Here is a 26102-nt window from a genome sequence, read left to right on the forward strand (position 1 = left end):
CGTCAGCCGATGACGTCGAAGTCGGCGCCGAGCGCCTGGAGCTTGGCGAAGAACTTCTCGTAGCCGCGGCGGATGATCCCGACGTTGCTGACCACAGACCTTCCTTCGGCCGCGAGGGCGGCGATGACGTAGCTGTACCCGCCACGCAGGTCGGGCACCTCGACCTCGGCGCCGTGCAGCGGAGTGGGTCCGTTGATGACGGCAGCCTGCTCGAGGGCGCGCCGCGGCACGCGCCGCCCGGGGGCGTCGATGCCCTGCTTGTGCACGACGATGTCCGCACCCATCTGCACGAGCGCCTCGGTGAAGCCGAGCCGGTTCTCGTAGACGGTCTCATGCACGACCGACTCGCCTTGGGCCTGCGTGAGCGCCACGATGAGCGGCTGCTGCCAGTCGGTCATGAACCCGGGGTGTACGTCGGTTTCGACGACGACAGGCTTGAGCTCGCCGCCGCGGCGGAACCGGATCCCGTCCTCGCGGACGTCGAAGTCGCCTCCCACCTTGCGGAAGACGTTCAGGAAGGTCAGCATCTCCTGCTGCTTGGCCCCCCCGACGAAGATGTCGCCGTCGGTCGCCAGCGCCGCGCACGCCCACGAGGCGGCCTCGTTGCGGTCGAAGATCGCCCGGTGATCGTACCCGCGGAGCGAATCGACGCCCTCGATGAGGATCACCCGGTTGGGCTCGTACGAGATGATCGCGCCCATCTTCTGCAGCACGGCGATCAGATCCATGATCTCCGGCTCGATCGCCGCGTTGCGCAGCTCTGTGGTCCCCTTGGCGCGGACCGCCGTCAGCAGCACCTGCTCGGTGGCGCCCACACTCGGGTAGGGCAGCTCGATGTCGGCGCCGTGCAGGCCGTGGGGAGCGGTGATCCTGATGCCCTCGTAGCTCTTGTCGACGACCGCCCCGAATGCGCGCAGCGCGTCCATGTGGAAGTTGATCGGCCGGTCGCCGATGCGGCACCCGCCGAGGTCGGGGATGAGCGCCTCTCCCAGGAGGTGCAGAAGAGGCCCGCAGAACAGGATCGGGATCCGGGATGCCCCCGCGTGCGCATCGATCTCTTCGAAGTGCGCCGAGACCGCGCCGGCCGGATCGAGGTGCAGCGTGCCCTCTTCCTCTCCGTCCACGACGCGGACGCCGTGCACCTCGAGGAGGGAGCGCACCACCTGCACGTCGCTGATATCGGGGACATCGCGCAGAACACTGGGGGTCTCGCCCAGGAGGGCAGCGACCATCGCCTTCGTGACGAGGTTCTTCGCACCCTTGACCTCGACACGTCCGGTGAGCGGACGTCCACCGCGAATGGAGAGCACCTCTCCGGACAAGCCCTTCTCCCCCGCCTTCGAATCGGCTGCGTCGCTGAGAAGAGTCTTCATCCGGTGGAACCTCGCTTGTGTGGGCCTTGGGTGTGTCAAGGGGTACGGCTGTCGGTCGGAACGCCCTCGTAAGGCGCCCTCCCGCATCAGGGGACGGGTATCGTCCGCGGCCGCCACGCCTCCCGGCGGGCCTCGAACTGCGCGATCTTGTCTTCGCTGCGCAGCGTGAGCCCGATGTCGTCGAGCCCTTCGAGAAGCCGCCACCTAGTGTAATCGTCGATGTCGAAAGCGACCGTGAGGTCACCGATCGTCGCGCGCCGCGCTTCGAGGTCGACCGTCATCGTGGTGCCCGGTTCGGCGTCGATGCGCGCCCAGATGCGCTCGAGGTCGTCCTCGGTTATGAGGCCGGTCACGAGACCCTGCTTGCCCGAGTTGCCGCGGAAGATGTCTCCGAACCGAGGGCTCAGGACGACGGCGAACCCGAAGTCGCGCAGTGCCCATACCGCGTGCTCGCGGCTCGAGCCGGTGCCGAAGTCCGCACCTGCGACCAGGATGCTCGCGCCCTGGAAGGCGGGCTGGTTCAGCACGAACTCGGGGTCCTGCCGCCAGGCGGCGAACAGGGCGTCGTCGAAGCCCGTCTTCGTCACGCGCTTGAGGTAGACCGCGGGGATGATCTGGTCGGTGTCGACATTCGACCGCTTCAGCGGCGCGGCGATACCGGTGTGCGTCGTGAACTTGTCCATGTCAGGCCTCGACCTTCTGCAGGGCGGGGAGATCGCTGGGACTGGAGAGCGTCCCGCGCACGGCCGTGGCCGCCGCGACGAGGGGTGACACCAGATGGGTGCGGCCGCCCTTGCCCTGGCGTCCTTCGAAGTTGCGATTGGATGTCGACGCGCACCGCTCACCGGGCGCGAGCTGATCCGGGTTCATGCCCAGGCACATCGAGCACCCGGCGAAGCGCCATTCGGCGCCGAACGCCTCGACGATCTTGTCGATCCCCTCGGCCTCGGCCTCGAGTCGCACGCGGGCCGATCCCGGCACCACCATGACGCGCACACCGGGGGCCTTGGTGCGGCCTTCGATGATCGACGCGAAGGCACGGAGGTCTTCGATGCGGCTGTTAGTGCACGAGCCCATGAACACAGCATCCACCGACACGTCCTTCATGGGCGTCCCCGCAGCGAGATCCATGTATTCCAGAGCGCGTTCCGCAGCGGCCCGTTCGTTGGGATCGGCGATGTCGGCAGGCGTCGGCACGACGTCCGAGAGCGAGACACCCTGCCCGGGGTTCGTGCCCCACGTCACGAACGGCTCGAGCTCATTCGCATCGAGGAAGACCTCGGCGTCGAAGACGGCGCCCTCGTCGGTGGGGAGGGTCTGCCAGTAGGCGACCGCCGCGTCCCAGTCGGCGCCCTGCGGCGCGTGCGGCTTGTCTTTCACATATGCGAAGGTCTTCTCGTCGGGGGCGACCATGCCTGCTCGCGCGCCCGCCTCGATCGACATGTTGCAGATCGTCATGCGCCCCTCCATCGAGAGGGCGCGGATCGCACTGCCGCGGTACTCGAGCACGTAGCCCTGCCCACCGCCCGTACCGATCTTCGCGATGACGGCGAGGATGATGTCCTTCGCGGTCACACCAGGCTGGAGTTCGCCCTCGACGGTGATCGCCATCGTCTTGAACGGCTTCAGCGGCAGGGTCTGCGTCGCCATGACGTGCTCGACCTCGCTCGTGCCGATGCCGAAGGCCATCGCGCCGAAGGCGCCATGGGTCGAGGTGTGGGAGTCGCCGCACACGACAGTGATTCCCGGCATCGTGAGCCCGAGCTGGGGGCCGACGACGTGCACGATCCCCTGCTCTTTGTCGCCGAGCGAGTGGATGCGCACACCGAATTCCTCGGCGTTCCGGCGGAGCGTCTCGATCTGCGTCCGGCTCGTGAGGTCGGCGATGGGCTTGTCGATCGCGAGCGTCGGGGTGTTGTGGTCCTCTGTCGCGATCGTGAGATCGACCCGGCGAAGGGGCCGCCCCTCGGCGCGGAGGCCGTCGAACGCCTGCGGACTCGTCACCTCGTGCACGAGATGCAGGTCGATGTAGATGAGGTCGGGTTCGCCGTTCTCGCCCTTCACGACGAGATGGTCGTCCCACACCTTCTCGGCGAGGGTGCGAGGGCGGTCGGGAATCGTGGAAATGGGGGTGCTCATTGCTCCGTCGTTCTCCTGAAGAAGAGGATCAAGCCCGCAGTGAACTCCGCGACGAGGGAGGCCTGGGAATTAGGACTCGTCGCGGCTGCTAAGGAGAAGGCGAGCGATCCGCACCTGAGCAGACTACCACCGGCGCACCGGGGCCCGTCCTGAGCCCAGCGTGTCGGCCGTCCCGGTCGCGTCGTAACACTGCTTCTCATTCGATCGGGATTTCGCGGGGTCCGTGCCACTCTGGGTTGTCCACGCACGACCCGGGAAGGCCACGATGACACAGTCCGCCGACGAGGGCTTCACGACTCGTCAAGTCCACGCAGGATCGGATGCCCGTGCCGCGCGCCCGCGCGCACTGCCCATCTATATGACGGCAGGGTTCCCGTTCGACGGCTTCGACGACGCGGCCGCGCATTTCGACCAGGGCGATGGATTCGGCTACACCCGCACGGGTAACCCGACCGTCGACGCGGTCGAACGCAAGATCGCCTCGCTGGAGGGCGGCGCGCAGGCGCTCCTGGTCGCGAGCGGTCAGGCTGCCGTGACTGTCGTCCTTCTCGGACTGGTGTCGGCCGGCGAGCACATCGTGTGCGCCACCCACATCTACGAGGGCACACGCGGACTCATCCTCGACAACCTCGCCCGCCTGAACATCGAGGTCGACTTCGTGGACGACGTGAACGACGTCGCCGAGTGGGAGTCGAAGATCCGGCCCACGACGCGCGTCCTGTTCGCGGAGTCGATCGCCAATGCCCGCAACGATCTGCTCGACATCGCGTCGATCGCGCGCGTCGCCGACGGTCACGGCATACCCCTCGTCGTCGACAACACCTTCGCGACGCCGTATCTGCTGCGCCCGATCGAGCACGGCGCAGCGATCGTCGTGCACTCGGCCAGCAAGTTCCTGGCGGGGCAGGGCTCGGTGCTCGGCGGCGTCATCATCGACGACGGGCGCTTCGACGCGGTCCGCTCCGGAGCGCTCTACCCCCATTTGACCGGGACGGGGCGCCTGGGCGGCTCGAGCCTGGCAGAGCGGCACGGCGGCCTCGCCCGCATCGCGTATCTGCGCGAGACGGTCGCCCCTCGGCTCGGGCCGACACCCTCGCCGCTCAACGCGTTCCTCGTCGGCCAGGGTCTCGAGACCCTGAGCCTGCGCGTCCAGCGGCAGTCCGAGAACGCGCTGATCGTCGCCGAGTGGCTCAGCACGCGACCCGAGGTGGCCTCTGTCGACTACGTCGGCCTGCCGTCCCACCCCCATCACGCCCTCGCCGGACGCTATCTGGCACGTGGCAACGGTTCGGTGTTCACCTTCACCCTCCGAGGCGGCATCGACGAGGCACGCTCCTTCGTCGAGGCGCTGCGGGTGATCACGCACATGACCCACCTCGGCGACGTCCGGTCTCTCATCCTCCACCCGGGGACGACGAGCCATGTCCGGCGCACTCCCGAGGAGCGCGAGGCCCATGGCGTTCTGCCCGGCACCCTGCGCCTGTCGATCGGGATCGAGGACTCCGCCGACCTGATCGCGGATCTCTCGCGCGGATTGGATGCCTCGCACCCCCCTCTCGAGACCGTCGAGGCGGTGCGCGAAGAGTCCGGCGCGCTCGACGTCGTGGTCGCCGCGTGAGCCGGCCCCAGCACTTCGGCTGGTTTCTCGCCCGGGGATTCGGTCCGCACGGGTGGGGGCATCCCTACCTCGACTGGAACTACCGCTGGACAGAGCCCGCGCTGTACCAGGACTCCGTGCGCGCGCTCGAGCAGGCCGGATTCGACCTGCTGATCATCGAAGACGCGCCCTCTCTCGGCTCGCCCCGCACGATCGACCTCCGGATCCGTCACGCCTTCGGCGGCCCCAAGCACGACCCGCTCCTGCTCGCGCCCTACCTGTTCGCCGCGACCAGCCACCTCGGGGTCGTGCCGACCGTGAATCCCGCCGCCTCCCTGCCGTACACCGCGGCCCGGCAGTTCGCGACGCTTCAGCACCTGAGCGGTCATCGACTGGGAATCAATGTGGTCACCGACACGGGCAGCGCACGACACTTCGGCATCGCACCGCAGCTCGACCACGACGGCGCGTACGACCGTGCGGAGGAGTGGCTCGCCGGCATCCGGGCACTCTGGAACAGCTGGGGCGACGGTGCGCTCATCGCCGACCCGGCGCACGGCCGGTACGCGGACGGAGCGCTGCTGGCACCGGTACAGCACCGCGGCGAGTACTTCTCGTTCGACGGACCGCTGAACGCCATCCCGTTCACCGACGGCGAGCCGGCGATCGTCTCACCGGGCGGGTCCGGACGTGGACTCGCGTTCGCGGGGGCGAACTCCGCCGTCCAGCTCGCGCTCGCCCCGCTCGATGAGAAGAGCATCACGGAGTATCGCGCGAAGATCCACGCCTCGGCCGTCGCGCACGGACGCTCACCGGACGACATCAAGATCCTGTTCGCGATCCAGCCCGTGATCGTCTCGTCGCCCGAAGAAGCGGATCGGCTGGTCGCAGCATCCCGCCACCCGGATGAGGCGGCGATCCGGTACATCGCCGAACGGCAGTCCAGCGACCTCGAGACCGACCTCACCGCCCTCGACCTCGACGCTCCGCTCGATCTCTCGGTCTTCGGCGAACACGTGTCGCACGGCAGCATCCGGCGCCTGGTCGGGGCCCACGACGCGGATACACCGCTGCGGACGATCCTCGCCGCCCACGCAAAGCTGGGACGGATCTCGGACCGTTCGGGTTTTGTGGGCACCGCGAACGAGTTCGCCGACCTCATCGAGGAACTGGGCTCATGGGGCAACGACGGCGTGCTGCTGTGGGGCGACCTGCACCCGGTCACGGTGCACCGGGTCCTCGACGACCTCGTGCCGATCCTGCGGCGACGCGGCGTTCTGCGGACGGAGTACGCCGCGGGCGGACTGCAGGCGAACCTCCGGGCCTTCTAGCTGCTGAGCTCGGCCTTCTTCTTATCGCGCGCCGAGGCGATGAGGCTCGCGATCGTCGCGACCGCCATCGAGGCGATGATCACGCCCAGCGACATCCAGGTCGAGATCTCGGGGGCCCACTCGATGTGCTCGCCGTTGTTGATGAAGGGGAGCTCGTTCACGTGCATCGCGTGGAAGACGAGCTTGAGCCCGATGAACGCCAGGATGAACGCGATGCCGTAGTGCAGGTAGCGCAGTCGATCGAGCAGGTCGCCGAGCAGGAAGTAGAGCTGACGCAGACCCATCAGCGCGAAGATGTTCGCGGTGAAGACGATGAACGGGCTCTGCGTGATGCCGAAGATGGCGGGAATCGAGTCGATCGCGAACAGCAGATCGGTGACACCGATCGCTGCGAAGACGATGATCATCGGCGTGAAGATCTTCTTGCCGTTCACAACGGTCCTCAGCTTCGCGCCGTCGTAGTCGTCGCTGATGTCGACCGTGCGCCGGAGGAGCCGCACGACGAAGTTCTCCCTCTGCACGTCGTCATCGTGCGCGCCACCGTGGGGAAACGCCTGCCGGTACGCCGTCCACACCAGGAACGCGCCGAACACGTAGAAGATCGGGCTGAAATTCTCGATCACGGTGGCCCCGACCAGGATGAACGCCCCGCGCAGGACCAGGGCGATGATGATGCCCACCATCAGGACTTCCTGCTGGTAGCGCCGCGGGACGGCGAACTGAGCCATGATCAGCACGAAGACGAACAGGTTGTCGATCGAGAGGCTGTACTCGGTCAGCCATCCCGCGACGAACTGCCCCGCGTACTCTCCGCCGGCGAAGATCCACATGAGGCCCGCGAAGATGAGCGCCAGGCAGATGTAGAACACCACCCAGAGAGTGGATTCCCTCGTCGACGGGATGTGCGGGCGCTTGAGGATGAGGAGCAGGTCGGCGGCGAGGATGAGCGTCAGCACGACGAGCGAGCCGATCTCGAACCAGAGCGGGAGGGCGAGGTCCATTGCGGGCCTTTCACGGGAGGGGGCGACGAATCGTCGAAAGTCTCTCCCCCGCGGTGCCGGAGACCGGCTGCGCGGTGCGTGCCCGGGTCGCTCGCAAGCTCCCGTGATGACGGACACGCGATGACGGGATACTCCCTCTCGCCCTACCAGGATACAGGGCGGATCCGGTGCCTCCGAACCGGGGCGCCCGCCCGTGAGACGATCCGGTTCCTTCCGACACTTACCGGGTGAGAGACAATGAAGCACCGATCGGGTGGGACAGGGGCGAACCAGTGGTGACGGACGACGCGGAACTCGTGGCGTTGGCCGCCGGCGGCAGCGAACACGCGTTCCGCACGCTCTACCGGGGCTACGTGCGGCCGGTCTACTGGCTCGCGCATGATCTGGTGGGCAACTCCGCGGACGCGGAGGACGTGACGCAGGAGACCTTCCTGGTCGCGTGGCGGAAGCTCCCAGGCCTGCAGCTGGCCGGGGACTCGCTCCTGCCCTGGCTCGTGACGATTTGCCGGTTCCAGGCCGCCAACCGCATTCGCCGGCAGCAGCGCGAGCGCACACACACCACGGACGCGCCCGATGACTCGGTGCCCGACACGGTCGACGTCGCCCAGCAGGTGATCGACGATCAGATGGCCGCGTCGATCCTCGCCGAAGTGGGCCGGCTGAGCCCGACCGATCGCGAGATCTTCCGGCTGTGCGCCGTCGAGGGCTATGCCTACCAGGCGGCCGCCGACGAGCTCGGCGTCGCGCACGGCACCGTCCGCAATCGTCTCTCCCGCATTCGCGGCCGCCTTCGGACGGTCGTCACCGAAACGGAGAGCACATGAACACCGCATCCATCCCCCCGGTTCCGGATGCCGCGCCAGCGCGGCTGCCGGAGCTCAGCGACGTCCGCATCGATGCCATGGAGGACGCTCTGTTCGCCGACATCGCCCGCGAGCGCGGCCGATCGGCGACGCGCCGGCGCCGTGTGTGGCTCGGGGCAGGCGCGGCAGCCGCCGTGATCGTCGTCGCGGCCGTGATCGCCCCGACGGTCGTGGGGCTGGTCTCGCCCTCGAGTTCGACGTCGTCGACCATCGCGTCCGCGCCGGTGCCGTTGAGCGACTCAGCGGCCCAGAGCGAGATCGCCAAGGACGCCGCGGGCGTGGCGGGATCATCCGCGCTGCCCGGCGCCAATACCGCCGTCGATCCGCAGGTCATCACGACCGCCTCCGCGACGATCGCCGTCGAGGACGTGGCCACCGGGGCTCAGCGCGTCGGAGCGGCGGCGACGGCGCTCGGGGGGTCGGTCGAATCGACGACGATCGGGCAGTCGGGGGTGGTCTTCCCGATGGGCGGCGCGGCCGACAGCATCCCCGTCGCCCCTTCTCCTGACGGCGGGTGGGTGACGGTACGGGTGCCGTCCGATCAGCTGAGCGCCCTCATCGCCCAGCTTCCGGGCATCGGCGAGGTGACGGCATCCTCGATCACGCGTCAGGACGTCACCGATCAGACGATCGACCTCCAAGCCCGAATCGACGCGAGCCAGGTCTCGATCGATCGCCTCACGCAGCTCATGGCGCAGGCCACGAGCACCGCGGACCTCATCGCCGCCGAGTCAGCGCTCGCCGAGCGGCAGGCCACCCTCGAGTCGTATCAGCAGCAGCTGAGCTACCTCTCCGGGCAGGTCGAGATGTCGACCCTGACCGTGAACCTGACAGCGAAGAACACGGCCGTCACCGCCGACCCCGCGGGATTCGGCGACGGCGTCGCGGCGGGCTGGAACGGACTTGTCGCGACCCTCAACGGCATCGTCATCGCGGTCGGCTTCCTGATCCCGTGGATCGCGGTCATCGCCGTGATCGCGGCGGTCGTCTGGGCGATCGTCAGCATCGTCCGACGGGTGCGGTCGCGTCGCAACACACGGCCGTCCGCTGAGGAGCCCGCGCGCGGGCAGCCCGGGGACTGAGTCCGCTCAGGCACGCACCGCGAACACGATCAGGTTGTCGGTGTAGTGACCGATCGCCGTGTCGAACGACCCGGCGCACGTGATGAGCCGCAGTTCGGGTGCAGGCACGTTGCTGTACACCTCCGCGGTCGGGAACTCCGACTTCGCCGACTGCGCGGTGCCGGTCACGCGGAACGTGAGGTCGGACCCGTCGGACATCGAGATGACGACGTCCGCCCCCACCGCGAGTTCGCCGATGCGGGCGAAGACCGCGGGGGCGGTCGGCGAATCCACGTGACCGGCGATGATCGCCGGTCCGATCTGTCCGGGGCTCACTCCCCCGGCGAACCACCCGGCCGAGTCGTAGTCGACCGGCGCGTTCAGCCTGCCTCCTTCGCCGATGGCCAGGTCTTCCACGCCCGTGTCCACGCCGATCGAAGGGATCCGAACGCGGGTGGGAGTGGGGACGGATGCCGAGGCATCGGCCGAGGCCTGCCCTCGCGGGTCCTGCAGACCCCCCGCGGCGAAGGGGTTCGACGACGGTGTCGCCGAAGACGCGACGCCCGGACCCGGAGAGCCCGTGACGCTCATGCAGCCGCTGAGCATGATCGCCGCGACGGAGGTCGCCGCGAGGCCCGCGACGACGCGTCGCGGGATGCGCATCAGCCGGCCACCGCCGCTCCGGTGACGACCGCCGAGCCACCGGGCCGGAGGGCATGGGTGGCGGACGGGTGGGCGGCAAGCCAGCCTCCGCCGGTCTGAACTCCACCGATCGGCACGACGGGCGCAGCCGCACTGTCGAGGACGGGAAGGATCGTGAGACCTCCGCGGGCGTTGTCGAGCACGAAGAGCGACGTGACGCTGCCGGCGGCGACGGCGACGTCGGCCGTGTCACTGACTCCGGTGCCGGTCAGCTGAAGCTTCCAGGTCCCCGCGCGGACCTCGGCATAGGACGATGCCGATCCGGCGCGGGCAGCCGTGGCGATGGCGGTCCCCGTCGAGGTCCGCACATCGACGGTGGGAGTGATCGTCGAGGCCTGGATCACGCGGATCCGCGCATTCCCGCTCGCGGGGCTCGTGAGATCGTCGGTGAAGGGCTTGATCTGCAGCGAGCTGCTCGGACCGTAGGCCGCCATCGTCGTCGCCGTTGCGGCGCCCACCGTCACCGTGCCGGAGATCGCGAGCTTGCTCCAGTCGCCGGTGCCCGCGGCGATCATGCTCACCGTGTAGTCGCCCGGCTGCAGCGCTTTGTACGGCGACACGTCGCCGTATCCGATGCCGTCGAGCTCGAACACGACGGAACCGCCGCGCAGCGCGGACACCCGGATGTCGACCGCCTTCGTGTCGGGAGAGAAGTGCCCGAGCCGGAGCCAGCCGGTAGCGCCGGCCGCCGCAGGGACCGAGAGCGCGGCCTCGCGGGGAGCGGCGACAGCGGCCGCGGGTGCCGCGAGCGCGGCACCGAGCACCATCGCACCGAGGACCGCGAGCACGCGTGCCCGTGGGGAGACGTGAAGATTCATGGCGTCATTCCTTCCGTTCGTTCTGCTCAGCCGACGGCCGGCATGACGGCGTAGCGGAGCACGACGCTCGCTCCGTCGATCGTGATGTCCTGAGGGGCGTACGTACCGCGAAGACCGCTGAGGAGCGCGGACGCATCGGGCGTGACGGCTCCGTCCTTCACGAGGGCGACATCGCCGACCTCGCTGATGGCGACCTGCCGGAACGGCTGATCCTCTTCGCCGGCGATCACCGGGAACGACGTCACGGCGACGTCGCTCGCTGCCGCGAGCGTTCCGAGCACGGCCACGATGCGCGTGTCGACCCTTCCGGCGGCCAGTTGCGACCGGTCGGCGACCGAGAGGCGCACCGACGCGTTCTCTGCCAGCTGGGCGCCGAACTCCGCTCGGGTCTGCGCGTCGCGGCGGCTCGCGAACGAGGCGAGGGATGCTCCTTCTGGTGTGACCTTGCGCACCTGGACGACGTCGGTGCCTGAGCCGAACGAGGCGACGAGCGTGGAATTGTCCACGGCTTGGCCCACTTGTCCCGAGGCGATCACGGTGCTCGCGGCCGCGGGAGTGGTCACCACGAACGCCGCGTCGCGCCAGTTCGTCGGCTGCTCGACGGATGCCGCGCCCTGCGCGCTGTCGTAGACGAACAGGTCGTCCGCGGACCATCCCGCTGTCAGGAGATCGCCGGACATCGGTGCATCCACGATCAACGCCTGGTTCGGAGCGGAGTTGGCGATGAGCCAGGACGCCGCGGCGTCCTGCGCAGCCGTTCGTCCTGTACCTGCGACCGGTGGTTCAGTGCCGTTCCCCGCGGTGGCGGCGACCGTGGCAGAAACGCTCAGGAGCCCGACCAGCAGGTAGACCGGGATGAGGCTCAGGAGCGCTCCGCGGTACGTCGCCAGCCACCCGCGCCTTCCCGCGGGGGCCGCCACGACAGGCTTCTGCACCACCGGCTTCTGCACCACCGGCTTCTGCACCACCGGCTTCTGCGCAACAGGCTTTTGCACCACCGGCTTCTGCGCGACGGTCCTTTCTGCGGCCGTCGACGGAGTTGAGGATGCTGCAGCGGATGCGGGGATGGCGGGCTTCGGCGGAGGAACGACCGCAGGCGGTGCCGGGCTCTTGGCGACGGTCGGCTGCACGGACGCGGCGGCGCTCGCGGAGGTGGCCGGCTTCCTCGGCGCGGACTGCTTCGTGGGCACGGCCGGCTTTTTGGGCACGGCCGGCTTCTTCGCAGGCGCTTTCGCGCTCGGGGCCTTGCGCGAAGGGACCGCGGGCTTCGCCGCCCCGGTCTTCTTCGCGCTGGACGCCGCGGGAGCGCCGGTACGCGGCGTCGACGACTTCGGAGCGGACCCGGAGGGGGGCATCGGGTGGGAGGGCATGAGCGTACGACTCCAGACATTCGGCACCCGTCGCGCGAGCGACGTCGGGTGGTGACGGTGATGTTCTAGAGGTGATTCGGCACGGACGTCGAATCGGATGGGAGCCTTCCGCGGACCCTGCGTCAGGCGCTGGCCGGGCTCCACTCCGACACGCTGTTCAGCGCGGCGATCTCTTCGGGCGTGAGCGTCACGCGGGCTCCATCGAGCAGGTCGGCTACCTGAGCGACGCGGGAGGCGCTGGCGATCGGCGCAGCCACGGTGGGCTGTGCGCGCAGCCAGGCGAGCGCGGTCGCGGCGACGGACACACCGTGAGCCCTGCCGACCCCCTCCAGCGCGTCGATGATCGCGAGACCCTGCGGCGTGGCGTACTTCGACGCACCGGCGGCACGCGGCGAGCCTTGAGCCCCGGCATCCGTCGACCGGTATTTGCCGGTGAGGAACCCGCTCGCGAGCGCATAGTAGGGCACGAGACTCATGCCGTACTCTTCGGCGAGGGGGATGATGCTCTCCTCGACGTCGCCCCGGTGAACCAGGTTGTAGTGCGGCTGGATCGCGATGGGGAGGGCGCTGCCCGCGGCCTCGGCGATGGTCATCCATTCGCGGATGCGCTCGGCGCTGTAGTTCGATACCGCCGTGTAGCGCACGAGACCGTCGGCGACGAGCTCGCCGAATGCTCCCACGGTCTCTTCCAGAGGCACTGTCGCATCGTCGAAGTGGGCGTAGTACAGGTCGAGGACGTCCACGCCGAGACGCTGGAGGGAGGCCTCCGCCGCCGCGCGGATGTTCCCCGCCGAAAGACCCTTGAAATCGGGATGCTGGCTGACCTTGGTCGCCACGACGACACCGCCCGGCCGGCGCGAGGCCAGCCATTCGCCGATGATCCGCTCGCTGTCGCCGCCGGTGTTGCCCGGCACCCATGCGCTGTAGGCATCCGCGGTATCGATGAAATCGCCGCCGCCCGCCGCGAACGCATCGAGGATCGCGAACGACTCGTCGCGATCGGCTGTCCACCCGAAGACGTTGCCGCCGAGCGAGAGGGGAAGGATGTCGAGGGTGCTGGTTCCGATGCGCGTCATAGTGACGTCAACGACCGCAGTCCGGAGGTATTCCTACGGGATCGGGCGCTCGCGCAATGCCCACAGCGCGACGGCGCTGGCAGCGGCGACGTTCAGCGAATCCACTCCGCCCGTCATCGGAATCGTCACCACCGAATCGGCCGCCTCCAGCGCGCGCCTGCTCAGCCCGTCGCCCTCGGCACCGAGCAGGAGCGCGACCCGGTCGGGAGGGTCCGCGGCGAACGCGTCCAGGGGAAGCGCACCGTCCGCGAGCGCGAGCGCGGCGACGTGGAACCCGGCATCGTGCAGCTGACCGCGAGCCTCGCGCCACTCCGGAAGCCGCGTCCACGGCACTTGGAAGACCGTTCCCATACTCACGCGCACGCTTCGCCGGTAGAGCGGGTCTGCGCAGCGCGGCGAGACGAGCACCGCGTCCGCCCCGATCCCGGCAGCGCTGCGGAAGGCGGCGCCCACATTGGTGTGGTCCATGATGTCTTCGAGCACGAGCACGCGGCGCGCACCGTGAAGCACCTCGGCGACGGTCGGCAGAACGGGCCGGTGCATCGCCGCCAGGATCCCGCGATGCACTGCGTACCCGGTCACCCGCTCGGCCACCTCCGCGGCCACCACGTACACCGGCACCTCGTCGGCGATACCGTCCAGCGCCTCCACGTCGGCAAGCCACTTCTCCTGGACCAGGATCGACCGGGGTCTGTGGCCGGCAGCGAGAGCCCTGGTGAGAACCTTCACGGATTCGGCGATGTAGAGCCCGCCGTCGGGCTCGAGAAGACGGCGCAGCGCAACGTCCGTCAGCGACCGATAGTCGGCCAGACGCGAATCGTCCTCGGACGAGATGTGCACGATCGGCATGGCGTACCTCCCGCATGAGTCTCGCAGGCCCGCCGGGGCCGCCTGAAACATCCCGGAAAACCGAGCCGCCTACACTCGAAGCTCGGGGAGGTGATCGCATGACGACTCTGACGGAGCTCGACACGCAGGCGGCGGCCATGCTCGACCGCGCGATCGACGCCTTGGCCGGGCGCCGGGTGGCGATCCTCACCGGCGCCGGGGTCTCGACGGATTCCGGCATCCCCGACTATCGCGGCAAGGGCGCGCCCACGCGGACCCCGATGACCGCTGAGCAGTTTCTGGGGAGCGCCTCCGCCCGCCAGCGCTACTGGGTGGGCAGCCACCTCGGCTGGCGGTCGTTCGCCGCTGCGGGACCGAATCCGGGGCATGAGGCCATCGCCTCGCTCGAGACCTCCGGGATCGCAACCGGCGTGATCACCCAGAACGTGGACGGCCTGCACGTGCGCGCCGGCAGCCGCCGCGTCGTGGAGTTGCACGGCACGATGCGGCGCGTGTTCTGCACGCACTGCGGCCAGGTGTTCGATCGTCGGGATCTCGCGGCTCGCGTCGAGAACGACAATCCCTGGATCACGGTCGATGAGAACGTCGTGCTCGGCCCGGACGGCGACGTGCGGCCTGAGACCGCCGTCGACTTCCTGGTGCCCGACTGCACGGTGTGCGGCGGCATGCTCAAGCCCGACGTCGTGTTCTTCGGCGAGTACATCCCCGCCGAGAAGTTCCGCGAGGCCGAGCAGCTCGTCCAGGCCAGCGAAGCCCTCGTAGTGGCCGGGTCCTCGCTCGTCGTCAACTCAGGCATCCGACTCGTCGAGCGAGCCCGGCGGCGGCGCCTGCCCGTCGTGATCGTGAACCGCGGTGGGACCAGGGCGGACGGTCGCGCCACCGTGAAGATCGACGCGGGCACGAGTGAAGTGCTGAGCGCGCTCGCGACCGCCCTGCCCGCCGCCCGCTGAGTCCGGAGAAGGCATCGTGACCATCCTGACGCTCGTGCGCCACGGCGAAACCGATTGGAATCGCGATCGGCGCATTCAGGGCACCACCGACATTCCGCTGAACGACACGGGACGCCAGCAGGCACGGGATGCGGCGACCGCACTCGCCGCCGAGCTCGACGGCCCCGTGGTGATCGTCAGCAGCGACCTGGCGAGGGCCCGAGAGACCGCGCAGATCATCGCCGCGCAGCTCGAACTGCCCGAACCCCGCCAGTTCGCCGAGCTTCGCGAGCGCGCCTACGGGGTGGCGGAGGGCATCAGTTCGGACGAGTTCTTCAGCCGCTGGGGCGACTGGCACACCGCCGAGGTGCCCGGCGCCGAGACGCGGCCGCACCTGCGCGCCCGTGCCCTCGGGGCACTGCGCCGGGTGAGCGCGCAGGCTCGGCGCGACACCGCTCCCGTCGCCGCGTCTCTGGTGGTCGTGACCCACGGCGCGCTCATCCGGGAGGTCATCCGGCACGCCACGCGCGAGGAGTTCCCCGCAGACGGCGAGCGGCTGGCGAACGGATCGGCGACGACGTTCCTGCTCGAGCGCGAGCGACTCCGGCTCCTGTCCTACAGCGGGGTCGTGGCCTAACGGTCGACGCGGCTCAGCACCAGTCGGGCATGTCGCAGCACCGGCTCGTCGACCATGCGCCCGGCGTAGGTGAACACTCCGCGCTGCGTGCGAGAGGCCTCCAGCACGCCGCGGGCCCAACTCGTCGTCGCCGCATCGGGCCGGTACGCGTCACGAATCACATCGGCCTGGCTCGGATGGATGCACGCGGTGGCGGCGAATCCGGATGCCGCGGCATCCGCCGCCTCGGCAGCGAGGCGCTTCGTGTCCGAGATGTCGAGGTGCACGGCATCGATCGCCGCCTTGCCGTTCGCACCCGCGGCCAGCAGCACGCGGGAACGGGCGTAGCGCGCGATGTCGCGATAGGCGCCCTTCGGCTTGCGACTGGACGTGCCGCCGAGGCTCGCGACGAGGTCCTCCGCGCCCCACATCAGCGCGACGACCTGATCGTGTGCGGCGAGCTTCTCCGCCGCCGCGATCCCCTTGGCCGTCTCGCAGAGGGTGATGAGCGAGAACCGCCGGTCAAGAGCCTTCAGCGACTTCGCGCTCTCGGCCTTCGCGATCATGACGGTGCGGTAGTCGGTCTGGGAGAGCGTGGCGATGTCGGAGACGAACGCGTCCGTTCCCGGGGGGTTGACCCGCACGATCACCCTGTCGGGGTCGAGCTCCGACTCGATCACCGCGCCGCGGGCGGCCGATTTGGCATCGGGCGCGACCGCGTCCTCCAGATCGAGGATGACGGCGTCGGCACGGTCCAGTGCCTTCGCGAACCGCTCGGGCCGGTCTGCGGGGCAGAAGAGCAGGGCGGGGCCCATCCCGAACGTGACAGCCTCGCTCACGCCGAGGCCTCCGCCCCCGTCGCGGGCGCGGCATCCCGGAACCACATCAACGCGACCCTCGTCGCCGTCGCGACGATCTCGCCGTGCTGATTGCGACCCGTATGGGCCATCGTCACGACACCCTGACCCGGGCGAGAGGCCGATGCCCGCTTGGCGATGATCTCCGTCTGAGCGGTGAGGGTGTCGCCGGCGAACAGCGGCGCAGGAAACGCGATGTCGGTCAGGCCCAGCTGCGCGACGAGCGTCCCCTGCGTGAGCTGGGTCACGGACAGGCCCACAACCGTCGACAGCGTCCACATCGAGTTCATCAGGCGCTGGCCGAACGGCTGGGTCGCCGCGTACGCGGCATCCAGATGCAACGCCTGCGCGTTCATCGTGAGCGAGGAGAACAGCACATTGTCGGCCTCGGTGGCGGTGCGCCCTGGACGATGGGAGTACCGGGCGCCCACCTCGATCTCATCGAAATACAGCCCGCGCTGCACGATCTCGCGGGCGGGAGCGGGTGCGTCGTGTTCCGTCACGCTGTTCACGCTACCCGCCGATTCACTGGAGGCCGAGTGCGCGCGAGATGACGAGCAGCTGCACCTCGGTCGTGCCCTCGCCGATCTCGAGGATCTTCGAATCGCGGTAGTGGCGCGCGACCGGGTACTCGTTCATGAACCCGTTGCCGCCGAAGATCTGTGTCGCGTCGCGCGCGTTGTCCATCGCCGCGTCGCTCGCCGTCAGCTTCGCGACGGCCGCCGCGGTCTTGAACGGCTTCCCGGCGTCGCGCAGCCGCGCGGCGTGATGCCAGGCCAGGCGGGCGTTGTGGACCCGAAGGTGCATCCGGGCGATCGTGAACTGGACGTTCTGACGGGTGGAGAGGGCCTCGCCGAACACGGTGCGCTTCTTGGCGTAATCGATCGATGCCTCCAGGCATCCCTCCGCCGCACCCGTCGAGAGAGCCGCGATGGCGATCCGCCCTTCGTCGAGGATGTGCAGGAAGTTCGCGAAACCGCGACCGCGCTCCCCCAGCAGATTCGCCGCGGGAACCCGAGCATTGACGAAGGAGAGAGGGTGCGTGTCGGATGCGTGCCATCCCACTTTGTCGTAGGCCGGCTCGACCGTGAACCCGGGTGTGCCGTTCGGCACGACGATCGTCGAGATCTCCTTGCGCCCGTCGCGCTCGCCGGTCACGGCGGTCACCGTGACGAATCGGGTGATATCCGTTCCGGAGTTCGTGATGAACTGCTTTGCGCCGTTGATCACCCACTCCGAAGCGTCGTCGTCGAGCCTCGCCGTCGTGCGGGTGGCTCCCGCATCGGACCCCGCTTCCGGTTCGGTGAGCCCGAAACCGGCGAGCGCGCGACCGGCGAGGAGATCGGGCAGCAGCTCGCGCTTCTGCGCCTCGGTGCCGAAACGGAACACCGGCATCGCGCCGAGGCTCACCCCTGCCTCCAGTGTGATCGCGATCGACTGGTCGACGCGACCCAGGGCCTCTATCGCGAGGCAGAGCGCGAAGGAGTCGCCGCCCTGTCCGCCGTACTCCTCGGGGAACGGGAGTCCGAACAGCCCGAGCTCGCCCATCTGCGCGACGACGTCGAGCGGGAGAGTGTGAGTGCGATCCGCCTCGTACGCGCGGGGAGCGACGACCTCCTCGGCGAATTCGCGCACCGTCGCGGCCAGCTCGCGCTCGTCCTCGGTCAGATCCGGGTGGTCCATGTCTCTCCTATTCGCCGTTCGCGCTGACGTGCGCGAGCACCTGGTCGCGCCGCACCTGGTCACCCACCGCGGCATCGAGCCGCACGACGCCATCGTGCGCTGCGATCAGCGGGTGCTCCATCTTCATGGCCTCGATCGTGAGGATGCGCTCCCCCGCGGCGACCGACGCGCCGTCGGCGACGTGAACCGCGACGACCGCGCCGGGCATGGGTGCGCGGAGCTCCGGATCGGTCGCGTGTGCGGTGCGTTCGCGCCGTGCGCGCCGCAGATCGGCCGCCTCGCGGCGCGACAGGGGGCGCAAGACGTAGGCCGTGCCCGCGTCGTGCACCCACACGCGCCCGTCGCCGTCCGGCCCGGCCACGACGGCATCGCCCGGATCGCCGGTTGTCGCGGTGACGATCTGGCCGCTCGCGGTCTCGAACCGTTGGGCCACGACCGACGGCGCCGCGCCGGCGCGCCACCCTCCGCCGGAAGCCCAGAGCGCGCTGACGGCACGCCTCGGCTCTAGCGAGGGGTGCGCGACGGCGAGCTGGGTCGCGACGGCGGTCAGCGCAGCCATCGTCGGCTCGGGATCCGTGTGCGGGGGCATCCGGTCGATCAGACCGGTATCGAGATCACCGGCCCGCACCGCGGGGGCCCCCAGCAGAGTGCGCAGGAATCCGATGTTCGCGTCGACCCCGAGCAGGACGGTGCGGGCGAGGGCATCGTCGAGCCGCTCGAGGGCGGATGCCCGATCCTCGCCCCATGCGATGACCTTGGCGATCATCGGGTCGTAGTCGGCCGAGACGATGCTGCCGGTCTCCACCGCGGCATCCGTTCGGACCCCCGCCGGCTCACGCCACATCAGCACCTCGCCCGTCGCCGGGAGGAAGCCGCGTGCGGGAGCCTCCGCGTACACGCGGGCCTCGATCGCGTGGCCGTGCAGACGCACGTCGTCCTGCGCGATCGGCAGGTGTTCGCCGGCGGCGACGCGAAGCTGCAGTTCGACCAGGTCGAGCCCCGTCACGAGTTCGGTGACCGGATGCTCGACCTGCAGGCGCGTGTTCATCTCGATGAAGAAGAACTCGTCCGGACGGTCGGCGGCGACCAGGAACTCGACGGTGCCCGCCCCTCGGTAGTCCACGCTCTCCGCCGCCGCGCGGGCGGCAGCACCCAGTCGTGCGCGGGTTCGTTCGTCGACGACGGGCGATGGCGCCTCTTCGATCACCTTCTGGTGACGCCGCTGCAGCGTGCACTCGCGTTCGCCGAGGTGGATGACGGCCCCGTGGGCATCGGCCAGGACCTGCACCTCGATGTGACGAGGCCCATCGATGAGGCGCTCGAGGAGCAGGGTGTCGTCGCCGAAGGCGGCAGCCGAGACGCGTCGGGCGGCGGCGAGGGCATCGCGGAGTTCGGACGCCTCGCGCACGACCTGCATGCCCTTCCCTCCGCCCCCGGCGGACGGCTTGATCAGGAGCGGCAGTCCGATGCGCTGGGCCTCGGCGAGGATGTCATCATCGTCCATCCCCCGCGCACTGAATCCCGGCACGACGGGGACTCCGTGTCGTGCGACGTGCGCTTTGGCGCGGATCTTGTCGGCCATCACCTCGAGCGCACGCTCATCCGGCCCGATGAAGACGATGCCGGCCGCCGCGCACGCCTGCGCGAAGCCGGCGTTCTCGGAGAGGAAGCCGTAGCCCGGGTGGATCGCCTGCGCACCGGTCTGGAGCGCTGCGCCGATGACCGCCTCGACGTCCAAGTACGACAGGGATGCTGCGGCGGGCCCGATACGCACGGCCGCGTCCGCCTCATGAACGTGCGGCGCATCCGCATCGGCGTCGCTGTAGACCGCGACCGATCGGATGCCGAGGCGTCGCAGCGTGCGGATGACTCGTCGGGCGATCTCGCCGCGATTGGCGACCAGGACGGTATCGAACATGCCGCTCACATCCGGAACACGCCGAAGCGCGCCTCGGGAAGGGGGGTGCGCGCGACGACGTCGAGCGTGAGACCGAGCAGGTCGCGCGTATCCATCGGATCGATCACACCGTCGTCCCAGAGCCGGGCCGTGGCGTAGTACGGGCTGCCCTGCTCGTCGTAGCGTGCGCGGATCGGCTTCTCGAATGCGGCCTGGGCGTCGGCCGACCACTCTTCTCCGCGCGCTTCGAGCTGGTCGCGCTTCACGGTGGCGAGCACCGACGCTGCCTGCGGTCCGCCCATCACCGAGATGCGGCTCGCGGGCCAGGTCCACAGGAACCGCGGCGAGTACGCCCGCCCGCACATCGAATAGTTGCCCGCACCGAACGAGCCGCCGATCACGACCGTCAGCTTGGGCACTCGCGTGGTCGCCACGGCGGTCACCATCTTGGCGCCGTCCTTCGCGATGCCCCCGGCCTCCGCATCCCGTCCGACCATGAAGCCGGAGATGTTCTGCAGGAAGAGCAGCGGGATGCCCCGCTGGTCGCACAGCTCGATGAAGTGCGCGCCCTTCTGCGCCGATTCGGAGAAGAGCACGCCGTTGTTCGCGACGATGCCGACCGGGTGACCGTGGATGTGCGCGAAACCCGTCACCAGCGTTGTGCCGTACTCGCGCTTGAATTCGTGCAGCTCACTGCCGTCGACGAGGCGCGCGATCACCTCGCGGACGTCGTACGGCTGATTGACGTCGACCGGTACGACGCCGTACAGCGTGGCCGGGTCGACGACGGGAGCACGGGTCGCTTCGACCTCCCACGCGGGCATCGGTGGCGACGGAAGGGTCGCGACGATGTCGCGCACGATCTCGAGTGCGTGCTCGTCGTCATCTGCCAGGTGGTCGACGACGCCCGAACGCCGCGCGTGCAGCTCTCCCCCGCCGAGTTCCTCGGGGGTCACGATCTCGCCGATGGCGGCCCTCACGAGAGGCGGACCGCCGAGGAAGATCGTGCCCTGGCCCCGAACGATCACGGTCTCATCGCTCATCGCCGGCACATAGGCTCCGCCCGCGGTGCACGATCCGAGCACCGCCGCGATCTGCGGGATCCGCTCGGCCGACATGCGCGCCTGGTTGAAGAAGATGCGCCCGAAGTGGTCGCGATCGGGGAACACCTCGTCCTGCATGGGGAGGAATGCTCCGCCCGAGTCGACGAGGTAGATGCAGGGCAGACGGTTCTCCAGCGCGATCTCCTGTGCACGAAGATGCTTCTTGACCGTCATCGGAAAATACGTTCCGCCCTTGACCGTCGCGTCGTTGCAGACGACCATCACGTGGCGGCCGTGCACGAGACCGATGCCGGCGATGACCCCCGCGGCCGGCGCCTCATCGTCGTAGAGGCCCGTGGCGGCGAGCGCGGCGATCTCGACGAACGGACTTCCCTCGTCCAGCAGCCGGTCGACACGCTCGCGGGGCAGCAGCTTTCCGCGCGCGACATGCCGTTCGCGTGACGAGGCGGGCCCGCCGAGGGATGCTCTGGCCAGCCGCTCCCGGAGGTCCCGAGCAAGAGCGGACTGGGCGTCGGCATTGCGCGTGAACATCTCACCGCGATGGGCGGCGGTCGGCAGCACGGCCATGTCATCTCCGTCGACGTCACGATCGGATCACACCCGTTGTCCGGCGCGATCGCATTGGTTAGTGTTCACTAACTGTAAATCTAGGTTAGCGGGGGTTAACTGAAATGGCAAGTGGGCTGACCGAACGCGATCGCGCGAAGGCCGACCGGCAGTCGGCGCTTCTGCGCGAAGCGGCAAGGCTGTTCGCCGATCGCGGTTTCGCGGGGGTGAGCCTGGAGGATCTCGGCGCCGCCGTCGGCGTCAGCGGTCCTGCCGTCTACCGCCACTTCGCCAACAAGCAGGCACTCCTCGGCGCGATCCTCGTGCGGGTCAGCGAGAGGCTGCTCACCGGAGGGCGGAGCGTGGTCGCCGCGCTCGACGATGCGGATGCTCAGCTCGAGGCGCTGGTGAGGTTCCATGTCGACTTCGCCCTCGCCGACGCGGATGTCATTCGCGTGCAGGACAGGGAGCTCGAGAGCCTGAGCGACGACGATCGCCACCGCGTGCGCCGCCTGCAGCGCGAGTACGTCGGGATCTGGATGGCCGTCCTCGCGCGCCTTCACCCCGGCCGCTCCGAGAGCGATCTGCGCGTGCGGGCGCACGCCTGCTTCGGACTCATCAACTCCACGCCCCACAGCGTCCGCGGGCAGCGCGGCGTGCCCTCCGACAGCGCCGTGCGCAGCATCCTCGAATCGATGGCCAGGACCGCTCTCACGGTCTGACCGGATTCTCGCGAAGACAGGACCTGAGTCGGCTCCCCGGACTCGGGCGGTGCGCCAGAGTGAGAGCATGACGTTCTCACTTCGAAGCGCGCCGCTGGCGGGATTCGCCGCACTGGCCGCGATCGCCTTGGTCATCACCGGCTGCACCGCCGAGCCGCCGACCCCCGTTCCCACGGCCAGCGACGCATCGGCGCTGCCCCCCGAGATCCTCGCGATCATGGACGACCCGAACTACGAGGGCGGACGCTGGGGACTCAGCCTCATCGACCTCGAGACGGGGAAGACCGTCCTGGCGATGAACCCGGACGAGAAGTTCCGAATGGGCTCGACGGCGAAGATCCTCTCCGTGACCGCGGCGCTCGACAAGCTGGGAGCCGACCACCGCATCGACACGCCCGTCATCGCGACGGGGCCGATCTCCGGAGGCACGCTGACCGGAGACCTCGTGCTGCGCGGAATGGGTGACCTGACGCTCGGCGCAGGGGTCAAGGCCGACGGCACGATCGATGTGCAGACGTTCGATCACTACGACGCCAACGTGCTGCCCGGACTGGCGACCCTCCCCGCGGAGGATCCGCTGTCGGGACTGGATTCGCTGGCCGCTCAGGTGAAGGCCGCGGGAGTGAACCGCGTGGCCGGCGATGTGCTCGTCGACGACCGGCTGTGGGACCCGGTCGTCCTGGACAAGATCCCGATCACCCCGATCGTGGTCAACGACAACCTCATCGACTTCGTCGTGACACCCGGCGCTGCCGCCGGCGATCCCGCCACCGTCACCTGGCGGCCCCAGACGGCCGCATACCAGCCGGCCTTCGCCGTGACCACCGGGGCGACCGGGAGTCCCATCGATCTCGACGTCACTCCGGGGGACGGCGGCGCGCTCGCGCTCGCCGGCAGCGTCCCCGCCGGTGCCGCGCCCGTCGTGCACACCTACCAGGTGCCCGACCCCGCCACGTGGGCGCGGACCCTGTTCATGGAGGCACTGGTGAGGGCCGGCGTAGAGGTCACGTCGGATCCGCTGACGGCGAATCCCGTCGCGTCCCTGCCCGCGGCGGCAGAGCTCGACGCGTCGGCACCGATCGCGGTCTACACATCGCCGCCGTTCGCCGAGACGGCGCGCCTGATCAATAAGGTGAGCCACAACCTCGGAGCGAATCAGCTCCCCCTCCTCCTTGCGGCGCAGGAGGGGAAGCGCACTCTCGATGACGGTCTCGCGATCGAGATGTCGGTGTTGGAGAACGGCGGTCTCACCACCGACGAGGTGACGGTGACCGATGGCCAGGGGCTTCCGGACAACGTGATCACCCCGGCCGGGCTGACCGACTACCTGAAGTACCTCACCACGACCGCGACCTTCGACACCTTCTACGACTCCACTCCGATCCTCGGCGTGGACGGCTCCCTCGCCTCCGTGCTTCCCGCCGGTGACCCGGCGATCGGGAAAGCGCACGCGAAGACCGGAACCCTCGTGGGCGCGGACGACGCGACCGGAGGGTTCGTGCTCGAGACGAAAGCGCTCGCGGGCTACCTGGACGCGAAGAGCGGCAAGAAGTACGGGTTCGCCATCTACGTCAACGACGTTCCGCTGGGGAAGGATCCGACGGCCGTGCAGGGCAAGGTCATCCAGGCGAACGCCGACATCGGCAAGATCACCTCTCTGCTGTACGGCCTCTACTAGGCCACCAGCGCACATTCCTGAGCACACACGTTCGTGAACACACGTTCCCGAACAAAGAGAGACCCGGGTTCCGAAGAACCCGGGTCTCTCTGCATGACTTCAGCGGCTGCGCGGTTCAGCCTTGTGCGCGACGGTTGGTGCGCTGCGGGGAGCGGGAGCCTCGCCCGACCGTGTCGCCGACGCGCATCCCGCCGGAACGACCCTGGCCCGTACCCTGAGCCGGGCGTCCCTGAGCGGGCCGGCCCTGCCCGGAGCCCTGAGCCGGCCGGCCCTGCCCGGAGCCGCCCGATCGCTGGGAGGATGCCCCCGCGCTGCTGCTGGCGGCGCCGTCGCGCGCGGCGCGCTTGCGCTGGGCGTTCGCGCCCTGCGAGCGACCGGCGCCCGACTGCCCACCGCCGGAGCGACCGGCGCCGGAGCGCCCACCGCCCGAGCCGTGCTGCTCCTGGCGGGGCTGCGGCTTCACGTACTCCGCCGCGGGACCGACGAGCTCGGTCACCCGGGGCGAATCGTGACGCACGGCGACCGGCGTGACCGCGATGGCGGCCTTGCGCAGCAGGGCCTCGGTGTCTTTGCGCTGAGCGGGAAGCATGACGGTCACGACGTCACCGGCGCTGCCGGCGCGCGCGGTGCGACCCGAGCGGTGCAGGTACGCCTTGTGCTCCGTGGGCGGGTCGACGTGCACCACGAGCTCGACGTCGTCGACGTGCACGCCACGGGCCGCGACATCGGTGGCCACGAGGACCCGCACCGATCCGTCGCCGAACGCGGCGAGGTTGCGGTCACGCTGCGGCTGAGACAGGTTGCCGTGCAGGTCGACCGCGGGGATCCCCTGGTCGGTCAGCTGCTTGGCGAGCTTCTTGGCGTGGTGCTTGGTGCGCATGAAGAGGATGCGGCGACCCTTGCCGCGAGCGAGGGCGTGCACGAGATCGCGCTTGGTGTCGGCATCCACCGTCTCGAAGACGTGGTGGGTCATCGCGGCAACGGGCGAGTTGGCCTCATCGACAGAGTGGAGCACCTCGTTCTGCAGGAAGCGGCGCACGAGCTTGTCGACGCCGTTGTCGAGCGTCGCGGAGAACAGCAGCCGCTGACCACCCTGCGGGGTCTTGTCGAGGATGCGCGTGACCACCGGCAGGAACCCGAGGTCGGCCATGTGGTCGGCTTCGTCGAGCACCGTGATCTCGACCGCGTCGAGCGTGACGAATCGCTGCTGCATGAGGTCTTCGAGCCGGCCGGGGCAAGCGACGATGATGTCGACGCCGGCCTTGAGTGCGTCGACCTGGCGCTTCTGGTTGACGCCGCCGTAGATCGTGGTGGTCTTGAGGCCGTACGCGGCGGCGAGCGGTGCGAGCACCGCGTCGATCTGCGTGGCGAGCTCACGGGTCGGAGCCAGGACCATTCCGAGCGGGCGGCCGGCGCGGCGGTTGCCGCCGGCGAGCTTTCCGCCGAGGCGCGCGACCATCGGGAGCGCGAACGCGAGCGTCTTGCCCGAGCCGGTCTTTCCACGGCCGAGCACGTCGCGGCCGCCGAGGGTGTCGGGAAGGGTGTCGACCTGGATGGGGAAGGGTTCGTTCTTGCCCTGTTCGGCGAGCACGCGCACGAGCGGTGCCGGAACGCCGAGCGAGGCGAAAGAGGGAGTGTCGGTGGACATGGGTGTGCCTTTCGGGCGGGCTGCTCCGTCCGCCGCTCAGGCGGGGAGGAGCCGGTGCAGCAATCGTGGTGCACCGAGGAGTGGCGAAGGCGTCGGGCGACGCATCCGTTCGCCGTGAGAAGCTTCAGCATGTTTGCGGGGCTCGAGGCCTGCCGCAGCATGAAGGGGTCGTTCTGACGACGCAGGGAACCCGGATCGGGTTCGCAAGTGACTTCAGTCTAGCGGACGCGGAAGAGCGCGAAGCGCATGCGCGCTCCGCGCTCTTGACCGCGACCCCGCATC

Annotated in this window: 24 protein-coding genes; 9 read left to right on the plus strand and 15 right to left on the minus strand. The window is 69.3% G+C overall.

Features of this window, described 5'->3' with window-relative positions; all coding sequences use genetic code 11:
• Window positions 1-2 precede the first annotated feature (2 nt).
• The 3 genes from murA to leuC form a co-directional block, all read right to left on the minus strand.
• Window positions 3-1373, minus strand: coding sequence for a UDP-N-acetylglucosamine 1-carboxyvinyltransferase (gene murA / locus F6B43_RS03940; protein ID WP_150447570.1), 1371 nt, complete (start codon window positions 1371-1373; stop codon window positions 3-5).
• 86 nt (window positions 1374-1459) lie between these two features.
• A complete protein-coding gene (leuD, locus tag F6B43_RS03945) occupies window positions 1460-2056 on the minus strand; it encodes a 3-isopropylmalate dehydratase small subunit (RefSeq protein WP_150447571.1) in 597 nt (198 codons plus the stop codon).
• 1 nt (window position 2057) lies between these two features.
• The gene (leuC, locus tag F6B43_RS03950; RefSeq protein WP_150447572.1) at window positions 2058-3512 is read right to left on the minus strand and encodes a 3-isopropylmalate dehydratase large subunit; all 1455 of its coding nucleotides are present in this window, start codon (window positions 3510-3512) and stop codon (window positions 2058-2060) included.
• A gap of 265 nt (window positions 3513-3777) precedes the next feature.
• Between leuC and F6B43_RS03955 the strand changes: the two genes are divergently transcribed.
• Together F6B43_RS03955 and F6B43_RS03960 are read left to right on the plus strand one after the other, a co-directional pair.
• A complete protein-coding gene (locus F6B43_RS03955) occupies window positions 3778-5130 on the plus strand; it encodes an O-acetylhomoserine aminocarboxypropyltransferase/cysteine synthase family protein (RefSeq protein WP_150447573.1) in 1353 nt (450 codons plus the stop codon).
• A complete protein-coding gene (locus tag F6B43_RS03960) occupies window positions 5127-6440 on the plus strand; it encodes an LLM class flavin-dependent oxidoreductase (RefSeq protein WP_150447574.1) in 1314 nt (437 codons plus the stop codon). The genes F6B43_RS03955 and F6B43_RS03960 overlap by 4 nt, the downstream gene beginning before the upstream one ends.
• Here the strand turns inward: F6B43_RS03960 and F6B43_RS03965 are convergent.
• A complete protein-coding gene (locus F6B43_RS03965) occupies window positions 6437-7441 on the minus strand; it encodes a TerC/Alx family metal homeostasis membrane protein (protein ID WP_150447575.1) in 1005 nt (334 codons plus the stop codon). The genes F6B43_RS03960 and F6B43_RS03965 overlap by 4 nt on opposite strands.
• A 227-nt stretch (window positions 7442-7668) precedes the next feature.
• On the opposite strand from F6B43_RS03965, the gene F6B43_RS03970 reads away from it, so the two are divergent.
• Together F6B43_RS03970 and F6B43_RS03975 are read left to right on the plus strand one after the other, a co-directional pair.
• Entirely contained in the window at window positions 7669-8265 is a 597-nt protein-coding gene (locus F6B43_RS03970; protein ID WP_246159783.1) for an RNA polymerase sigma factor, read from the plus strand.
• Window positions 8262-9386: a DUF4349 domain-containing protein gene (locus F6B43_RS03975; protein ID WP_150447576.1), complete on the plus strand. Its 1125-nt coding sequence runs from the start codon at window positions 8262-8264 to the stop codon at window positions 9384-9386. The genes F6B43_RS03970 and F6B43_RS03975 overlap by 4 nt, the downstream gene beginning before the upstream one ends.
• A gap of 6 nt (window positions 9387-9392) precedes the next feature.
• On the opposite strand, the gene F6B43_RS03980 is transcribed toward F6B43_RS03975, so the two are convergent.
• Genes F6B43_RS03980 through F6B43_RS19530 form a run of 3 tightly spaced genes read right to left on the minus strand, consistent with a single transcriptional unit; the run spans window position 9393 to window position 11880 of the window.
• Window positions 9393-10028 (minus strand): sortase domain-containing protein, encoded by a 636-nt coding sequence (locus F6B43_RS03980; protein ID WP_150447577.1) that lies wholly within the window; start codon window positions 10026-10028, stop codon window positions 9393-9395.
• Window positions 10028-10885, minus strand: a complete 858-nt coding sequence (locus tag F6B43_RS19525) for a DUF4397 domain-containing protein (protein ID WP_170285552.1) — start codon at window positions 10883-10885, stop codon at window positions 10028-10030. Before F6B43_RS19525 ends, F6B43_RS03980 begins: the two co-directional genes overlap by 1 nt.
• 26 nt (window positions 10886-10911) lie before the next feature.
• Window positions 10912-11880, minus strand: coding sequence for a hypothetical protein (locus F6B43_RS19530; RefSeq protein WP_170285553.1), 969 nt, complete (start codon window positions 11878-11880; stop codon window positions 10912-10914).
• A gap of 70 nt (window positions 11881-11950) precedes the next feature.
• On the opposite strand from F6B43_RS19530, the gene F6B43_RS19535 reads away from it, so the two are divergent.
• On the plus strand, window positions 11951-12310 hold the full coding sequence (locus F6B43_RS19535) for a hypothetical protein (protein WP_170285554.1): 360 nt from the start codon (window positions 11951-11953) through the stop codon (window positions 12308-12310).
• A 67-nt stretch (window positions 12311-12377) separates the two neighbouring features.
• Here F6B43_RS19535 and F6B43_RS03995 read toward each other — a convergent pair whose 3' ends face one another.
• Together F6B43_RS03995 and F6B43_RS04000 are read right to left on the minus strand one after the other, a co-directional pair.
• Window positions 12378-13331, minus strand: coding sequence for an aldo/keto reductase (locus tag F6B43_RS03995; RefSeq protein WP_150447580.1), 954 nt, complete (start codon window positions 13329-13331; stop codon window positions 12378-12380).
• A gap of 33 nt (window positions 13332-13364) precedes the next feature.
• Window positions 13365-14180: a TrmH family RNA methyltransferase gene (locus F6B43_RS04000; RefSeq protein ID WP_150447581.1), complete on the minus strand. Its 816-nt coding sequence runs from the start codon at window positions 14178-14180 to the stop codon at window positions 13365-13367.
• Window positions 14181-14278: 98 nt separating this feature from the next.
• On the opposite strand from F6B43_RS04000, the gene F6B43_RS04005 reads away from it, so the two are divergent.
• The gene (locus F6B43_RS04005) at window positions 14279-15130 is read left to right on the plus strand and encodes a Sir2 family NAD-dependent protein deacetylase (protein ID WP_150447582.1); all 852 of its coding nucleotides are present in this window, start codon (window positions 14279-14281) and stop codon (window positions 15128-15130) included.
• A gap of 16 nt (window positions 15131-15146) precedes the next feature.
• Entirely contained in the window at window positions 15147-15746 is a 600-nt protein-coding gene (locus tag F6B43_RS04010; RefSeq protein ID WP_150447583.1) for a histidine phosphatase family protein, read from the plus strand.
• Here F6B43_RS04010 and F6B43_RS04015 read toward each other — a convergent pair.
• From F6B43_RS04015 to F6B43_RS04035, 5 genes are read right to left on the minus strand one after another with little or no spacing between them, the layout of a single operon-like run.
• Window positions 15743-16540, minus strand: coding sequence for an HpcH/HpaI aldolase/citrate lyase family protein (locus F6B43_RS04015; RefSeq protein WP_150448417.1), 798 nt, complete (start codon window positions 16538-16540; stop codon window positions 15743-15745). The two genes, F6B43_RS04010 and F6B43_RS04015, sit on opposite strands and share 4 nt — an antisense overlap.
• A gap of 20 nt (window positions 16541-16560) precedes the next feature.
• The gene (locus F6B43_RS04020; protein ID WP_150447584.1) at window positions 16561-17085 is read right to left on the minus strand and encodes a MaoC family dehydratase; all 525 of its coding nucleotides are present in this window, start codon (window positions 17083-17085) and stop codon (window positions 16561-16563) included.
• A 22-nt stretch (window positions 17086-17107) separates the two neighbouring features.
• Window positions 17108-18265 carry an acyl-CoA dehydrogenase family protein gene (locus F6B43_RS04025; RefSeq protein WP_150447585.1) on the minus strand — a complete coding sequence of 386 codons (1158 nt, stop codon included), beginning with the start codon at window positions 18263-18265 and terminating at the stop codon, window positions 17108-17110.
• A gap of 7 nt (window positions 18266-18272) precedes the next feature.
• Window positions 18273-20183, minus strand: coding sequence for an acetyl/propionyl/methylcrotonyl-CoA carboxylase subunit alpha (locus tag F6B43_RS04030; RefSeq protein WP_150447586.1), 1911 nt, complete (start codon window positions 20181-20183; stop codon window positions 18273-18275).
• Window positions 20184-20188: 5 nt separating this feature from the next.
• Window positions 20189-21793: a carboxyl transferase domain-containing protein gene (locus F6B43_RS04035; protein WP_150447587.1), complete on the minus strand. Its 1605-nt coding sequence runs from the start codon at window positions 21791-21793 to the stop codon at window positions 20189-20191.
• Between the two features lie 104 nt (window positions 21794-21897).
• On the opposite strand from F6B43_RS04035, the gene F6B43_RS04040 reads away from it, so the two are divergent.
• Both F6B43_RS04040 and dacB read left to right on the plus strand, forming a co-directional pair.
• On the plus strand, window positions 21898-22494 hold the full coding sequence (locus F6B43_RS04040; protein ID WP_150447588.1) for an SACE_7040 family transcriptional regulator: 597 nt from the start codon (window positions 21898-21900) through the stop codon (window positions 22492-22494).
• 67 nt (window positions 22495-22561) lie between these two features.
• The gene (gene dacB, locus F6B43_RS04045; RefSeq protein ID WP_150447589.1) at window positions 22562-24172 is read left to right on the plus strand and encodes a D-alanyl-D-alanine carboxypeptidase/D-alanyl-D-alanine endopeptidase; all 1611 of its coding nucleotides are present in this window, start codon (window positions 22562-22564) and stop codon (window positions 24170-24172) included.
• 115 nt (window positions 24173-24287) lie between these two features.
• Here dacB and F6B43_RS04050 read toward each other — a convergent pair whose 3' ends face one another.
• Window positions 24288-25820, minus strand: coding sequence for a DEAD/DEAH box helicase (locus F6B43_RS04050; protein WP_150447590.1), 1533 nt, complete (start codon window positions 25818-25820; stop codon window positions 24288-24290).
• Between the last annotated feature and the right edge of the window lie 282 nt (window positions 25821-26102).

It is taken from the genome of Microbacterium rhizomatis (assembly GCF_008710745.1).
Lineage (GTDB): Bacteria > Actinomycetota > Actinomycetes > Actinomycetales > Microbacteriaceae > Microbacterium > Microbacterium rhizomatis.

Bases quoted from the DNA above. Each gene is read 5' to 3' on its own strand.
- F6B43_RS04000 (WP_150447581.1), bottom strand. From the start codon at position 14,180: ATGCCGATCGTGCACATCTCGTCCGAGGACGATTCGCGTCTGGCCGAC.
- murA (WP_150447570.1), bottom strand. From the start codon at position 1,373: ATGAAGACTCTTCTCAGCGACGCAGCCGATTCGAAGGCGGGGGAGAAG.
- leuC (WP_150447572.1), bottom strand. From the start codon at position 3,512: ATGAGCACCCCCATTTCCACGATTCCCGACCGCCCTCGCACCCTCGCC.
- F6B43_RS04005 (WP_150447582.1), top strand. From the start codon at position 14,279: ATGACGACTCTGACGGAGCTCGACACGCAGGCGGCGGCCATGCTCGAC.
- F6B43_RS03975 (WP_150447576.1), top strand. From the start codon at position 8,262: ATGAACACCGCATCCATCCCCCCGGTTCCGGATGCCGCGCCAGCGCGG.
- dacB (WP_150447589.1), top strand. From the start codon at position 22,562: ATGACGTTCTCACTTCGAAGCGCGCCGCTGGCGGGATTCGCCGCACTG.
- F6B43_RS04030 (WP_150447586.1), bottom strand. From the start codon at position 20,183: ATGTTCGATACCGTCCTGGTCGCCAATCGCGGCGAGATCGCCCGACGA.
- F6B43_RS04040 (WP_150447588.1), top strand. From the start codon at position 21,898: ATGGCAAGTGGGCTGACCGAACGCGATCGCGCGAAGGCCGACCGGCAG.
- F6B43_RS04025 (WP_150447585.1), bottom strand. From the start codon at position 18,265: ATGGACCACCCGGATCTGACCGAGGACGAGCGCGAGCTGGCCGCGACG.
- F6B43_RS03980 (WP_150447577.1), bottom strand. From the start codon at position 10,028: ATGCGCATCCCGCGACGCGTCGTCGCGGGCCTCGCGGCGACCTCCGTC.
- F6B43_RS19535 (WP_170285554.1), top strand. From the start codon at position 11,951: ATGGCGGGCTTCGGCGGAGGAACGACCGCAGGCGGTGCCGGGCTCTTG.
- F6B43_RS04015 (WP_150448417.1), bottom strand. From the start codon at position 16,540: ATGGGCCCCGCCCTGCTCTTCTGCCCCGCAGACCGGCCCGAGCGGTTC.
- F6B43_RS19525 (WP_170285552.1), bottom strand. From the start codon at position 10,885: ATGAATCTTCACGTCTCCCCACGGGCACGCGTGCTCGCGGTCCTCGGT.
- F6B43_RS04050 (WP_150447590.1), bottom strand. From the start codon at position 25,820: ATGTCCACCGACACTCCCTCTTTCGCCTCGCTCGGCGTTCCGGCACCG.
- F6B43_RS03955 (WP_150447573.1), top strand. From the start codon at position 3,778: ATGACACAGTCCGCCGACGAGGGCTTCACGACTCGTCAAGTCCACGCA.
- F6B43_RS03965 (WP_150447575.1), bottom strand. From the start codon at position 7,441: ATGGACCTCGCCCTCCCGCTCTGGTTCGAGATCGGCTCGCTCGTCGTG.
- F6B43_RS03995 (WP_150447580.1), bottom strand. From the start codon at position 13,331: ATGACGCGCATCGGAACCAGCACCCTCGACATCCTTCCCCTCTCGCTC.
- leuD (WP_150447571.1), bottom strand. From the start codon at position 2,056: ATGGACAAGTTCACGACGCACACCGGTATCGCCGCGCCGCTGAAGCGG.
- F6B43_RS04035 (WP_150447587.1), bottom strand. From the start codon at position 21,793: ATGGCCGTGCTGCCGACCGCCGCCCATCGCGGTGAGATGTTCACGCGC.